At 40.8% G+C, this 14,851-nt stretch carries 9 protein-coding genes and 1 pseudogene; 2 read left to right on the plus strand and 8 right to left on the minus strand.

Annotated features, from left to right (window positions below; genetic code table 11):
* Window positions 1-94: 94 nt before the first annotated feature.
* From sstT to malT, 8 genes and pseudogenes are all read right to left on the minus strand, one after another.
* Window positions 95-1,306, minus strand: coding sequence for a serine/threonine transporter SstT (gene sstT, locus PGX00_RS19300; protein ID WP_272139616.1), 1,212 nt, complete (start codon window positions 1,304-1,306; stop codon window positions 95-97).
* 253 nt (window positions 1,307-1,559) lie between these two features.
* Window positions 1,560-2,608: pseudogene (gene rsgA / locus PGX00_RS19305) on the minus strand (ribosome small subunit-dependent GTPase A).
* A gap of 318 nt (window positions 2,609-2,926) precedes the next feature.
* Window positions 2,927-3,376, minus strand: coding sequence for a copper chaperone PCu(A)C (locus PGX00_RS19310; RefSeq protein ID WP_272139618.1), 450 nt, complete (start codon window positions 3,374-3,376; stop codon window positions 2,927-2,929).
* 53 nt (window positions 3,377-3,429) lie between these two features.
* Window positions 3,430-4,041 carry an SCO family protein gene (locus PGX00_RS19315; protein ID WP_272139620.1) on the minus strand — a complete coding sequence of 204 codons (612 nt, stop codon included), beginning with the start codon at window positions 4,039-4,041 and terminating at the stop codon, window positions 3,430-3,432.
* Window positions 4,038-4,463: a hypothetical protein gene (locus PGX00_RS19320; RefSeq protein ID WP_272139622.1), complete on the minus strand. Its 426-nt coding sequence runs from the start codon at window positions 4,461-4,463 to the stop codon at window positions 4,038-4,040. Before PGX00_RS19320 ends, PGX00_RS19315 begins: the two co-directional genes overlap by 4 nt.
* A gap of 139 nt (window positions 4,464-4,602) precedes the next feature.
* Window positions 4,603-5,517, minus strand: a complete 915-nt coding sequence (locus PGX00_RS19325) for a DUF368 domain-containing protein (protein ID WP_272139624.1) — start codon at window positions 5,515-5,517, stop codon at window positions 4,603-4,605.
* A gap of 337 nt (window positions 5,518-5,854) precedes the next feature.
* Window positions 5,855-6,538, minus strand: coding sequence for a DUF4336 domain-containing protein (locus PGX00_RS19330; protein ID WP_272139626.1), 684 nt, complete (start codon window positions 6,536-6,538; stop codon window positions 5,855-5,857).
* Window positions 6,539-6,677: 139 nt separating this feature from the next.
* Window positions 6,678-9,386, minus strand: coding sequence for an HTH-type transcriptional regulator MalT (malT, locus tag PGX00_RS19335; RefSeq protein ID WP_272139628.1), 2,709 nt, complete (start codon window positions 9,384-9,386; stop codon window positions 6,678-6,680).
* Between the two features lie 564 nt (window positions 9,387-9,950).
* Between malT and PGX00_RS19340 the strand changes: the two genes are divergently transcribed.
* Window positions 9,951-12,404 carry a glycogen/starch/alpha-glucan phosphorylase gene (locus PGX00_RS19340; protein ID WP_272139630.1) on the plus strand — a complete coding sequence of 818 codons (2,454 nt, stop codon included), beginning with the start codon at window positions 9,951-9,953 and terminating at the stop codon, window positions 12,402-12,404.
* A 160-nt stretch (window positions 12,405-12,564) separates the two neighbouring features.
* Window positions 12,565-14,742 (plus strand): 4-alpha-glucanotransferase, encoded by a 2,178-nt coding sequence (gene malQ / locus PGX00_RS19345; protein WP_272139632.1) that lies wholly within the window; start codon window positions 12,565-12,567, stop codon window positions 14,740-14,742.
* Window positions 14,743-14,851 lie beyond the last annotated feature (109 nt).

The following is a 14,851-nucleotide window of genomic DNA, read 5'->3' on the forward strand; positions in this document are numbered from 1 at the left end:
TTTTCTGAAATTTAGTTGAAAAAAACCTGCCGATTTGAAGTGACCCCCAATAGTTGGACACCAATTATTGGGGGTCTTTTTATGGGCCAAGCCGTTATGCTTGTTCCGACTTACAAACTGCAGCAGTAAATACAACGTCAGTTGAGCTATTTAGTGCCGTTTCAGCTGAATCTTGAATTACACCAATGATAAATCCTACACCTACGACCTGCATCGCGACATCATTAGAAATACCAAATAGGCTACATGCTAGTGGGATAAGTAATAGAGAACCACCAGCCACACCAGAAGCACCACATGCAGATACGGATGCAACAATACTGAGAAGTAAAGCTGTTGGTAAGTCAATTTCAATACCCATCGTGTGTACAGCTGCTAGCGTTAGTACCGTAATAGTAATTGCTGCACCAGCCATATTAATGGTTGCACCTAGAGGAATTGACACTGAATAAGTGTCTTCATCTAGTTCTAGTTTTTCGCATAAAGACATGTTTACTGGGATGTTAGCAGCACTAGAGCGAGTGAAGAAGGCTGTTACACCACTTTCACGTAGACACCTGAATACGAGTGGGTATGGATTTTCTTTGGTTTTAACCCAAACGATGACTGGGTTAACAACAAGTGCAATTATAAGCATTGCGCTTAGCAGAACCACTAGTAGCTGGGCATAACCAGCCAGAGCTGCAAATCCTGTCGTTGCAAAGGTGCTAGCAACTAAACCGAAGATACCAAATGGTGCTAGGCGAATAATAAAGCGAACGATTTGAGATACGCCGTGGCTTAAATCTTCAAATACAGCTTTCGTTGTTGCAGATGCATGATGTAATGCTAGACCAAGACCAACGGCCCATACCAAAATACCGATATAGTTAGCTTCTTTTAACGCATTGATAGGGTTATCAACCAGTTTAAATAGAAGGGTATGAAGAACTTCACCAATACCTTGTGGTGGAGTAGTACCTTCAGCACCAGCAACTAAAGTCAGGGTTGTTGGAAACGCAAAGCTGAGCAGAACGGCAGTAAGCGCAGCGGTAAACGTACCTATCAAATATAAAACAATGATAGGACGCATATGTGTATGTTGGCCTTGTTTTTGATTGGCGATAGAAGCGGCTACAAGAATGAATACTAAAATTGGAGCAACAGCTTTTAACGCACCTACGAATAGGCTACCGATCAAACCGGCATCTTTGGCATTTTCTGGCGAAATAGTAGCAAGCATTACACCGAGTACAATACCGACTAAAATTTGGAGCACAAGATTGCCACTAGCAAATCTAGCGACGAGAGTGTTGTTGTTTTGCATGGAATTACCTAATTATTATTTAGAATTTTATTTTGTCGAACTCTATTTTTTCCATCATAGATAAACGACCTGCATATTCTATGACAGATAGAGAATCTGTCTATAATTAAGTCTATATTAAGCAAAATAAGTGCAGTTTGTGTGATAACGTAGGTGTTTGTATTTATTTTGTGTTACGTTTTGGTTAATAAAATGAAAAAGACCCAAGATAATATTCTTAACTCGGGTCTTTTATTAGCACGCTAGCAATCGTTTACGCGCCGTCGCCTTTTTTCATACTCCGACTTTCTTTTGCCACCGTTCGGTACATTTTGCTCAATTGTTTACCGTGGGCTCTTTGTTCCGAGATTGTTGCTGTATTTCTTGCTTGCTCTCTCATTAACTTAAAATAGTTCTCCACTCTACGTGGGTCGATAGTTCCCGCATCAAGCGCTTTTTGTATTGCACAACCTGGTTCGCTTTGATGCAGACAGTCTGAAAATCGGCATTGACCAGCAATGTCTTCAATATCCGCAAATGTTTCAGCTACGCCAGACTCGCAGTCAGTTAACTGCAACTCTCGCATTCCTGGAGTATCGAGTAGTAGGGCACCCGATGGCATCATATGCAGCGTTCTTGAGGTGGTGGTATGTCGGCCTTTACTATCATCTTCTCGAATAGAACCCGTTGATTGCAGGTTGTTATTCAATAAGGTGTTTACTAGAGTCGATTTACCAACACCGGAAGAGCCTAAAAATGCAACAGTTTTGCTCTGTTTGCACCAGCTTAATAAGCCTTTGGTGCTGTCACTATCTAATGCATTGACGACTTCTATTATAAGCATTTTATCAAGGGCTTGAACTTGAGCTTTTTTTCATCTACATCGCTACATAAATCTGCTTTCGTCAGGATCACGACGGCTTCGACCTCGGTCTCATGAGCGATAGATAAATAGCGCTCAATTCGGCTAAGATTAAAATCCTGATTAAGTGAACAAACAACAAAAACCGTATCTATGTTGGATGCGATAAATTGTTCTGTCGCTTTTGGCCCCGCAGCCTTACGTCGAAATAGAGAGCTTCTTTCTAATAGTCGAACCAATTGGTTTGAACTATCTATGAGTATCCAATCACCTACCGTCATATGTGGTAAAGAATGGTGAATCGGTAACGATAATAAACCTTGTTCACATAACAGCTCGTAGCCAGAGCGGTGATGCGCAGATACGCGAGCAATGCGGTTTTGCTCGTAGTCTTCTAATGTCAATTGTTGTTGAAAATATGGTTGCCAACCAAGTTGTGGCAATGTGAATTTTGAATTCATTATATAAACCCTGGATGTGGCAAGGCACATCTGTGTTTTTAGATCAGGGGCGAATAACGATTGTTTCAATCTCATTTGATGCATTTAAATATGAGATTTGAAAAATAGAATGTTGACCCCGGTAAATTTTAATCACCGGACGACAGGAAGGGATGAGTTTACACTCTTTATACCTTAGCTATCACCGAGTGGGTTTGGGTTACAATCATTTTGTGTCCTCCATGTATTACATTGTTTAGGTTACATAAGAATGATAACAAAAGAGGGACACCATAAGTAACCCCTCTGCATGAAAACTTGATCTATTGAACGTGGCTGTTAATGTTTCATCATTCCTTTCATTACCTTTTTGATTTTGGCCGTAAAGGATTGGCTTTCTCCGTTGGCGAAGTTCACTGTTACATCTATCTGCCCACCTTCTTTGAAATCTTGCTGAAGTTCAAATAGCATTATATGTAATCCTCCAGGCTTAAGTACGGTCTGTCCCTGTGCAGGAATACTGATTGAATCTACTTGACGCATCTTCATCACATCTCCATCCATTACATGAGTGTGAAGTTCCACTTTACCAGCGGCTGGTGTAGAGGCAGAAACAATACTTCTTTCTACATTATCACTATTGTTTAAAACTAAAAAAACAGCGCTGGTTGGAGCGTTGGGTGGTGTTGCTCTAGCATAAGGGTGGTCAATGATCACGTCAGATGCAAACGCAAATGAAGATAATAATAAAGATAATGTCGAGGCTAAAATTACGGATGTTTGTTTCATTTTAATTTCCCTTTAAATTGGCGAATGTTACCTTCGCTTTTTATGGTTGCTGCTTAGTTTTCTTTTAGTACATCTTCTATGGCCGCGACAATAGGGCTTGGGTTCATTGTGTGAGCGACCTGAGTGATTAACGTGCCATCAGGTTTTAAGAAATAGAAATACGAACTATGGTCAACGACATAACCGATAGCGGAATCTTCTAATTCTGTTTTTCTAAAGATGACGCCATAATGATCAGCGATTGGCTTCGTTATTTCCATCGGGGCTGAAAACCCTTCGATAGTTTTATGAAAATATTGGGCGTATTGATGGGCAGCGTTTGCTTCATCTCGTTCTGGGTCGATAGAGATAAACATTGGCCTAAGTTTTATCAATTGCTCTTCACTAATAGTGCTAAGTGCACCTGACAACATGGCAAGTGATGTTGGACAAACATCAGGGCAACGCGTGTAGCCAAAATATACAACCCGAATTCTGTCATCAGACACATCAAAAATGTGTGTTTCACGATCATCCTTACCATTAAAGACAGGATCTTTTATGATCTGTTGCGTTGCTTTTTGCTGTTGTTCTAGCGCAACTTCGTCTTGCATTTCCATATAAACTTTTAAGCTATAACCAAGTACAAAGGCGATAACTATGACTAGAGACCAATTTCTACTCATCTTTCCATCCTAATTGCGGGATAAACTTCACTGTTGCCGTCGGATAATGTTCCTATCCAAGTCATTTTATCTTGTGTGCAAACGGGTAACATTATGTTACCTATATATGATCCGTCTGATTGTTTAGTTAATTGGTACTTAGCGATACCCATATCCATCTCAAGACCCTGAAGAGAAAGCAATAACGTATCGCTAGCAGCATTGTCCCAATGCACTTCAATCTTGCTTTCTACTAAAGGTTTGGCATTGTCATGTTCAAGGGTGACGGCCACCCCATCTTGTATACATGTTTTGGTTGAGAGCATACAGTACTTGTCGATATCTATTGGATTATGGTCTTGACTCAATGACTTGATTAAGTCGGGGGCAATAAAGCCAAGAGCGACCGCGCTAGTAACTATTAATATTTGAATAATCTTCATTGTGACAAACCATAGGGTTCAATAACTTAATATATTAACATGATGATAGTGAAATTTTACAATATCTGTTAGTAAGTTGTGAATTTTATTAAAAAAAGAACGCGTTAAGACTTGCGTTCTTTTTTAAAAATCTGACGGTTTAGGCTTTGTCGGAAAACTGCTCTAAAAGTAGCACGAGTACTACCGCTGACAGCATCATAACAATGGAGAGGAACAACTGATGTGGCTGAGAAGTTAGCGCTTCAAATTGAAACGGTGTTAGGTTTTCTTGTATTAAAGGTACCTGTTCGCCATGGGAATTTACGCGCCAACTAATGGTTTCTTTCCATGGCCATATCTTTGGCAATGTTCCTATCATTAAGCCTGTTAGAAACATTAATGTGGAATCTCTAAAGGTTTTGAGAAGCCAAGAGAGTAAATGAGAAAAGGTGAGTAATCCTAATACGCAGCCAGAAGCAAATAATAGGAGTATATCGAGTTGTATTGACTTAGCTGCGCCTAATATAGGGGTGTACATGCCTAATAATAGAAGAATAAAGCTGCCTGAAATACCAGGTAATATCATCGCACAGATAGCAATAGCGCCAGCGAGGACGAAATTGACACTGGTTGGGTCCATTTCTAACGGTTTCAACACGGTAATGAAAAACGCAAATGCGATACCGAATATTGTGACAATAGCGCGAACAATGTCTTTTTTCTCAACTTGTTTCACTATGTGAAAAACAGAGACTAGGATGAGCCCAAAGAAAAACGACCAAAGTGGGATTGGATGTGTAACTAACAGCCAAGAGATTAGTTTAGCTAAGGTCAAAATACTTGTAATAATCCCGCCAAATAAGCAGATCAGAAAAAAGCCATTTATATGGCGAAATGCGGCCTTAAATCCTTCTTGTTTCCACAATACCAATAGTTTCGGATTCACTCTTCGTATGCTCTCTAAAAGGGTGTCGTAGATACCAGTAATAAAAGCAATAGTGCCACCAGATACACCGGGGACAACATCGGCAGCCCCCATCGCCATTCCTTTGAAGAAGGTAATTAAATAATTCATTAATAGATAGTTTTTAGATTGAAGTAACGGAGGAGTATACAAGATTTGTCTATCGAGAGAAAAGAGTCCTTACATTACTTATTTGCAACAAATGTCATAGTAAATTGCACTTAATTTGCAAAATGCAATTTGCAAAATGCAAATAAAGCGAGATGACTATCAAAAGACCTATAAATATGGGGAAAAATACCATATAAAAAGCTGGCATGGATGATGCAATACTACAGGTGACCCTTCTTAAAGCCGAGGGTCACCTAGCCAACTGACGTTGTTAGTGAATAAAGATTGTTCACAATATCTATAAGCCAATCGCAATAATTGCGGTTGGCTTTTTTTGTTAAAACGCCCACCAAAACGCTTGATAGAACTGTTTCTTTGCATCCTGTTCTATCGATAAGCCATTACTTGATAAAAGTTTATCAAATGGCCAAGTCATCACTTCCTGTATTGATGCTCTTAATGCTGCCATATTGCTTAGATGACGTTTATCTGAATAAGGTATCTTAAGGTCTTGATTTATGCCATGCGCCCACGTGAGCAATTTTTGGCCGATAGGTAGCGACTCCTGTACTGCTAATAAATGATCACTTAATATCAGAGTTCGACTTTCAGGATCGCAAAATATGATTTTTCGTGGTTTATCGAAACCTAATAACGGCGTTTGAAGCAGCTCATTTTTCCATGTTAGAGGCGCATAGTTAGATAGTGCACCATCAAAATTTAGGTCTGATCGTTTTTGTATTAGCGTTGGTGTCGCATAAAAGAGCGCTTCTGGGTAAGAAAGCCACCAGTCAGATAGGTACTGATGGTAGCTTGGAGAGGCGCAGATGATAGATTTGATGGAACCAAGTTTGGAAAGTTCGTGCTGTAGTTTAATACTCAGATCTATAGGATTATGGATTACTATTGAGCCGTCAGAAAGCCTAATAACGACCATTCTGTGTATGTGTGACAGGCCTAATTTTGTATAGGACATATCTGCATACCAAAGCCTATTAGATTTCCATTCCTTTAGAATCATATCATTTCCGTGATAGTTGAATTGGAACTCCCCGTCATTAACATGAAACGGGAATCTATGTGGTATTAGATCCCCACTTTACGTGGGAATCACGAAACTAAATACTAGAATATCGATTTCGCCTATGAGGGTGATGCTATCAATACCCCATTAAATTGAGTAAATTCTCTGCAGTTTCAATCGCCTCTTTTCTATTAGCGATATTTAGCTTTTGATAAAGATTACGAATATGTGTTTTGATGGTTGTCCCTGCAACATCGAGTTCTTGTGCGATCTGTTCATTACTGAAACCAGAGTAGATTAAACCCAATACTTGCCACTCCCTTTGAGTTAATGGGCTAGTTCGGACCAACTCAGGAATATTCGGATGATTGAGAAGTTTGTCTATAAATTCTTCATCAAAATGGACTGAACGACTTCGTTGCTTGCTAGATATATCTTTTACAAGTTGCTGTGCTCTATGTTTTTCTAGATCGCCTAACGTTGATTTATTCATCAATTTTTGCAAGAGGTGGTCAATAGAAGTGCCGTCAATTAGGAAGTTTCCTATCATTCCGGTTTGATTTGTCATGCTTAATGCTTCTTTAAGTCTAACGCTAGCATGCTCTTCATTGTTTTGTTTTATTGCAAGGATAGCATCGACAATCAAATTTCGATTTATGTCGGTGATCAGTCTTGCAGTTTCTGCTTCACTTTGTAAAAACGCCAAGCTCTTGGCTGCGTCATCGTAGCGCCCTACGTATATCTGAGCGCGGGTAATGTTTCTCCATTGAAGCTGTAAAAAATGATTTTTCGCTTCAGATGGACGATTGGCCTGATTTAACCAAGATTCTGTCGAATCAAAGTCATTGCGTGCTTGCCAGTATAGAATTAAAGAGAGTGAGGCGTTTGCTGTCCAATCTAAGTGGTAGGTGGATTGTTCCAGCAGATGCTCAATTTGCTCTATAAATCTAGCTGCTTTATCAAGTTCTCCTCGGCCAATCGCAATACGAGCCAACATGGAATAACTGTGTAAGTGTTTGCTTTGGTCTACTTTACCTAGAACATCAATGCCTTTATAGGCGCACTCTTCTGCTTCGTCCAAACGATTCCAGCACCAAAGTATTTGAGCTCTCGAACGCAGCAAAAATTCATGTAATGGTAGTTGCTGAAGTTTTTGCTCTTCAATGAGTTTGAAGGCGTTGTCTTGCATCTCATAGGCGGCTTGTACAAAACCTTGTGCTACCAAGATTTCACTTTGTTGGAGTAATGCCCATAAAGCTTGATGATATAATTGATGCTGCCGAGCCAATTTTTCAGTCTGTTGCATTAAAGGCAAGGCACGCTCGAGTTCACCTAAAACATGGTTAACCTCACCCACAATTGATGTTGCTACTATTCGGCTACGATAAACGGTAGTGTCTAGCTGACTTAAGGCGAGTTCCGCGAGTTCTAGAGCGCGTTGTGGGTCATTTTTATTGATCGCTACTTGAGCAAGTAGTGTGTTGACTTGCCCTTGATCATTTGTACTTAGCTTTATATTTCGCTCTTTCATTTCTGATAGAGATACTCTCAACATGTCTTCAACTTGATTATATCTATGTTGACTCTGAGATAGCCATGCACGTAAAAGAGAAAGTGTCATGTTGCTGTACAGTAAATCTTTATCTAATTGATTTAATGCGTTTTCTAATACTATTAATTCACCATTGTTGAACATTTTCCAACCGGAATTAATGATGATTTTCGCTATTAGCGCATCATCCTTGGCTCTTTGAGCATGACGCAGAGCCTGATAAGGTATGTCTAACTTAAGCCAAGCTTTTGCCGCTTTCTGATGTAATTTTACTTCTTCATTAGCGATTCGTGCTTTTCTTTGATGCGCAAGAAACTCACCAAAGAGGTGATGGAAGCGATACCAGTCCTGCTCACCTTCAAGGTGATAAATAAAGAGCCCAAATCGATTGAGTGATTCGATCATACCAAGTGAGTCTTCTCGATCGGTAAGGTCAGTGACCAGAGAATCATTGAACGTTTCGAGAACAGAGCATTGCATCAAAAAATATTTGGTATCCTCATCAAGTAAATCAAAGACTTCTTCAATCAGATAATCCCATAAATGAGCGTGGTTGAATTGAGATACTGACTCTGCGGATTGAGCTAATGTACGCTTCTGATGTTGAGCTTGCAGTGCAATGAGCTGTAAGGCAGAAGGCCAACCTTCAACATAGGTTTGTAAATTTGTCGCAGTAGTATCATCAATACCTTCAGATACTCGCTGATTAAAAAATCGGGTAGTTTCTTCTGTATCGAAGGCTAACAAACCATTATCTATTTCGATCATTAGGTCTCTAACTCTAAGGTTAGCGGTACCCAAGGGCGGTGTGCCACGACTCGTTGCAACCAGTGTCATGTTGTCAGGCATGTGCTTTAGGAAAAAACGCATGGCTTCATGTATTTCATCTGAATCGATGAGGTGGTAATCATCAAGTACAACGTAAAACTCACCGACGTAGTCTGATAGTTCAGAAAAAACCTCGGCAAATAAAGAATGGATTGAGGAAAACTGACGTCTTTCCGCTAGTGTTTGCGAACTCGGGCATTGTCCATCCGTTGCTCTGTTTATTGCTTGAATAAAGTAGTTAACAAAACGAGAAGGGTCATTGTCGCTATCATCTAAGCTATACCAACCTACGGCACTTTTATTTGCTAGCCATTGTGCGGCCATGGTGGTTTTACCATAACCCGCGGGCGAACGGAAAAGCACAAGCTTATAATAGGGAGCTTGTTGTAGTAAATCTAATACTCTTGGTCTAACAATCGCGTTATGCAATCGGCCTGGTCTAGTTAGTTTTGATGGTATCAACATATTTATATTCAATGAGTTATTTTGAACTGGGAAAATATCCCACGGTTAGCATTTAAGCAGTCGTAGAGGCTACTTATACACTTGTTTTTGTTTGATTACGTCAATCCTACGTTAAGGTTCCCCTTTCAGTACATGGCTATTCTCATATATGTATGATCCAGCGCATATTAATGATCATCTACGCCCCATATTTGGGATGACTCTCGCATTTTGTGCAGGTTTGGATATAAAAAATTATTCCACCTGTACATATTAGTATGGCTGAAACAATTCTAAGCTTTAATTATTTTGTGACCAATTCGACATTTTCTAGTTACTTTTTTCGATAGGTCATTTTTAGCCGGTTTACGGCTAATTGAGGTAAAGAGATGTACACGTGATCTGAATCACTTAAGTTGATTAAATCAACCGTAGCAATGTGATTTAGATCTTGAAATGTGTAGGAGCGGAGTATCTACGCCCTAGCTACTCCTCCTCCTATGCCTCGTTTATGGGAGGATGTTCTGCTTGTTCAGTCAATGCAGGATATACCGCAGATAAATTGATAATTAATGAGATTTCGCTATGAAACCAACTCAACAAAAGAAGTTTGATAAAGCCTCTTTCCAAGAAAATGTAAAGAAACACTTAACTGCAACTTATGCGACAACTGTAGAAAATGCAGACTCTCGTGCATGGTACCTAGCAATGGGACGTGCATTGGCTGAATTGACCACATTTGACCTATTAGAAACAGAAAATGATAAGGCAATTCAAAACGCGAAGAGTGTTAACTATCTTTCTCTAGAATTTCTAATCGGCCGTTTAACCGGTAATAACTTGATTAGTATGGGTCTGTACGCACATATAACAGATGCAATGAACGAACTTGGTCAGAGCCTTTCAGATTTGCTTGAAGAAGAACGTGATCCGTCATTAGGTAATGGTGGTTTGGGTCGTCTTGCTGCATGTTTCATGGATTCATGTGCCGCACAAGAATTCCCAACAATCGGTTATGGACTTCATTATGAATACGGCTTGTTCAAACAATCATTTGAGCAAGGACATCAAAAAGAAGCGCCTGATGCTTGGCGGGGTGTAGAAGGTTACCCGTGGGAAGTAGCGCGTCCTGAATACGCACAGCAAATCGGTTTTTATGGCCATGTAGAATCTGAGTTCGTTAACGGTGTTGAAAAACGTCGTTGGGTACCAGGAATGGAAGTTCAAGGTATGCCTTGGGATCTACCAATCGTTGGTTATGAAAGTGACACCGTTTACCCATTACGCCTATGGGAATGTCGAGCAATCGCTCCATTCTCACTTGAAAGCTTCAACAATGGTGATTACTTTGAGGCGCAGCATGCTCTAATTGACTCAGGTAACATTACTAAAGTACTTTATCCAAACGACAACCATGAAAAAGGTAAAACACTGCGCTTGATGCAACAGTATTTCCATAGTGCTGCATCAATCGCGGATATTTTACGTCGTCACGACGCTGCAGGTCATAAAATTACTGACTTGCCTAAGTATGAAACGATACAGCTAAATGATACGCACCCAACAATCTCTATTCCTGAACTAATGCGCATTCTAATGGATGAGCGTGGCTTATCTTGGGACGATGCATGGGCGATCTGTACTAAGACATTTGCATATACAAACCATACTTTGCTTCCAGAAGCATTAGAAACGTGGAGCGAGTCACTAATCCAGCGTCTTCTTCCTCGTCATATGGAAATAATTTATCAAATCAACCACTTATTCTTAAAAGACGTGCGCGCTAAGTGGCCTGGTGATGTTGATAAGCAGCGTAAACTTTCTATTATTCAAGAAGGTTTCCACCGCATGGTTCGCATGGCTAACCTCTGTGTTGTTGGTTCATACGCTGTCAATGGTGTAGCGGCACTTCACTCAGAGCTAGTTAAACGTGACTTGTTCCCAGAGTTTAATGAGCTATATCCAAACAAACTGCAAAACGTTACAAATGGTGTAACACCACGCCGTTGGTTGAAGTTCTGTAACCCGGGTCTTTCAGATCTAATCTCTGAGAAAATTGGTACAGAGTGGCCAGCAGATCTTGATCAGCTTACTCAGATCGCAAAATTTGCAGATGACAAAGCGTTCCAGAAAAAATACATGGCTGTTAAGAAAGAAAACAAACAGCGTCTTGCCGACTGGGTACAAGAGAACATGGGTATTGAACTAGATACTAATGCGATCTTTGATGTACAGATTAAGCGTCTTCATGAGTACAAGCGTCAGCACTTAAACTTGCTGCACATCTTGTCTTTGTATCATCGTTTACTAAATGATCCGACATTTGATATGGCACCACGTGTTGTATTCTTCGCAGCAAAAGCGGCACCAGGTTATCACCTAGCAAAAGAGATCATTTACGCAACTAATAAAGTGGCGGAGAAGATCAACAATGACAAGCGTGTAAACCATAAACTTAAAGTTGTATTTATTCCTGATTACCGTGTAAGCATGGCAGAAATCATTATCCCTGCTGCGGATGTATCTGAGCAAATTTCTACCGCAGGTAAAGAAGCATCTGGTACTGGTAACATGAAGATGGCTCTAAACGGCGCGTTAACTATCGGTACTATGGATGGTGCTAACGTGGAGATCCGTGAAGAAGTCGGTGACGACAATATTTACATCTTTGGTTTGGATGTAGACGGTGTTGAAGAACTGCGTGCGAGTGGTTACAACCCATTCGATTACTACAATGCCGATCACCTACTTAAAGCATCAATGGATTTACTGCTTAGTGATGAATTCACTCCAGGAGAACCAGGTAAGCTTCGTGCGACATTTGATAGCCTATTAGATGGTGGTGACCCGTACTTGTGTCTAGCCGATTTCGCATCTTATGTGAAAGCTCATGAAGATATGGACGCTCAATATCGTGACCAAGAAGGTTGGGCTCATAAAGCGATTCTGAACACAGCACTAGTGGGTAAATTTAGTTCTGACCGTTCAATCCGTGATTATGTAAACAATATTTGGAAACTAGAAGCGGTTAAACGCTAATTTAAAGCCAAAGCCAAGGTAGTAATACCTTGGCTTTGATACCCAATCCACTAGCAGTTTTAGCCTTGTTGAGTTGTCGATTCGAGACTATTACTGGATTTGGTATCCATGGCATACCCCTACTTAAAATGAAGATGCTAAGGCAGCTTCGGAGAAAATAATGAAACAACAATCAGCACTAAAACAAGTCGCTGAAATAGCTAGAATTGCAGATAGTTATGTCAGTGCATGGGGAGAAGAAGCGACCGTTAAAGACGAGACGATTCGTCGATTACTCACTTCTCTCGGTTACGATACGTCGAGTGATGAGAAGATGCTCAAATCGGCTGAAAAGAAGCACAAAAAAGATGTACTCGATCCTGTGCTTGTTGTCCGCGGTAGCGACCAACCCGTTGAAGTCAAATTAAACTTAGGCGTGAGCGCACGTGAAAGCGAATTTAGTTGGCGTCTAGAAACAGAGCAAGGCGAAGTCCTTGAAGGGTATTTGCAATCTCAGATTGTTAGAGATGATCGAGCTGATGGCGGAGCGCTAATCTTTCAGTTACCAAACCTTGCTTGGGGCTATCATAAACTGATTGTTAGTCGTAAACGTCGCAAGACACCTTATGAAATGACATTGATTGTTACGCCGACATCTTGTTACAAGCAAGAGCAAATCGAAGCGGGTAAAAAAATGTGGGGCCCGAGTGTTCAGCTTTATACGCTTCGTACTCCGCATAACTGGGGTATTGGCGACTTTGGTGATCTCAAGCAGCTTGTAGCCGAAGTGGCGTCCCGTGGTGGTGATTTTGTTGGTTTGAACCCAATTCACTCATTATTTCCAGCAAATCCTGAAGGTGCTAGTCCTTATAGTCCCTCTTCACGTCGTTGGTTGAATATTCTTTATATTGACGTAAGTTCTGTTCCTGAGTTTGTATTGAGTATTGAAGCTCAACAAAAAGTCGGTAGCACAGACTTCCAACATCGTCTGCAGAGAGTGCGTGATGCGCACTGGGTAAATTACACTGAAGTTGCTGAGCTCAAGATGAGTGTATTACCTCTGTTATACAAAGAATTTAAGACACGTCATTTGGACAAAGAAAGTGATCGTGCTGCTGAATTTTTGGCTTTCGTTGAAGAGGGTGGAGCAAGCTTGCAGCATCAGGCTGCTTTTGATGCGCTTCACAGCAAGCTACATAAAGACGATTCCTCTATTTGGGGTTGGCCGGTGTTCCCTGAGGAGTATCGCCATTTTGACAATAGCGCAGTACAAAAATTTATCGCGGATAATCAAGAGTTAGTTCAACTGTATCTTTATCTTCAATGGGTTGCAGATAGCCAGATCCATGAAGCACAAGCTTTGGCTGAAGAGAAGGGCATGTCAGTTGGCCTTTATCGAGATCTAGCCGTGGGTGTTGCAGACTCTGGGTCTGAAACATGGGCAGATGATGGTGTACTTGTTCAAGATGCAAGTATTGGAGCGCCACCCGATGTTTTGGGCCCTCTTGGCCAAAACTGGGGCTTACCACCACTTAACCCACAAGTACTGCAAGAAACGGGTTACGATGCCTACATTAAACTTCTTCGTGCCAATATGAAGCATTGTGGTTCTCTACGAATTGACCACGTTTTAGGTCTATTACGCTTATGGTGGATACCAAAAGGTGAAGGTGCAACAGAAGGTGCTTATATCTACTACCCTGTAGAAGACATGCTTGCCATTCTTGCACTTGAATCTCATCGTCATCAATGTTCTGTTATTGGTGAAGATTTGGGTACCGTACCCGATGAAATCGTGGATATTCTAGCTGAAGCAGGGGTACATTCTTACAAGGTATTCTTTTTCGAAGTAGCAGAAGATGGTGGTTATTATTCTCCGTCGCATTACAAAGAGCAGTCTATGTCCGCTCTTTGTACACATGACATGCCGACATTACGTGGTTTCTGGCATTGCGACGATTTGAAAATGGGTAAAGAGCTAGGGTTATACCCTGACGAAAAACAGCTTGAACTTCTTTTTGATGACCGCTTAAAGTGTAAGCAAGAGATACTGAATAGTGTTGCTTGGCACGGTTATTTGCCAGACAGCGTAGGAAGAGACGCAACCATGGTGCCAATGGATCAGCATTTAAGTGAAGCATTGCAGCTTCATCTTGCCTCGGGTTCTTCAACCTTGCTAAGTGTGCAACTAGAAGACTGGTTAGAAATGGATAAACCAGTAAATATTCCAGGTACGGTAAATGAGTATCCTAACTGGCGTCGTAAGCTTTCTGTTGGTCTAGATGACATATTTGCTCGTGAAGAAGTGAATAGAATTGCAAGAAGACTGACGGAAGTGCGTCAAGAAGCTGGAAGATAGATCATTTTCTCGTAGAAAATATCGATTAAGTCACTCCACATTTACCGAGAGTCCGATAGAATGGGATCTCGCTAATACCCGCTTTTAGCGGGTATTTTTTTGTAGGTAA

Source organism: Vibrio algarum, assembly GCF_028204155.1.
GTDB classification, from domain to species: domain Bacteria; phylum Pseudomonadota; class Gammaproteobacteria; order Enterobacterales; family Vibrionaceae; genus Vibrio; species Vibrio algarum.

Coding starts and splice junctions, on each gene's coding strand:
- sstT (WP_272139616.1), bottom strand. CDS start 1,306: ATGCAAAACAACAACACTCTCGTCGCTAGATTTGCTAGTGGCAATCTT.
- PGX00_RS19310 (WP_272139618.1), bottom strand. CDS start 3,376: ATGAAACAAACATCCGTAATTTTAGCCTCGACATTATCTTTATTATTA.
- PGX00_RS19315 (WP_272139620.1), bottom strand. CDS start 4,041: ATGAGTAGAAATTGGTCTCTAGTCATAGTTATCGCCTTTGTACTTGGT.
- PGX00_RS19320 (WP_272139622.1), bottom strand. CDS start 4,463: ATGAAGATTATTCAAATATTAATAGTTACTAGCGCGGTCGCTCTTGGC.
- PGX00_RS19325 (WP_272139624.1), bottom strand. CDS start 5,517: ATGAATTATTTAATTACCTTCTTCAAAGGAATGGCGATGGGGGCTGCC.
- PGX00_RS19330 (WP_272139626.1), bottom strand. CDS start 6,538: ATGATTCTAAAGGAATGGAAATCTAATAGGCTTTGGTATGCAGATATG.
- malT (WP_272139628.1), bottom strand. CDS start 9,386: ATGTTGATACCATCAAAACTAACTAGACCAGGCCGATTGCATAACGCG.
- PGX00_RS19340 (WP_272139630.1), top strand. CDS start 9,951: ATGAAACCAACTCAACAAAAGAAGTTTGATAAAGCCTCTTTCCAAGAA.
- malQ (WP_272139632.1), top strand. CDS start 12,565: ATGAAACAACAATCAGCACTAAAACAAGTCGCTGAAATAGCTAGAATT.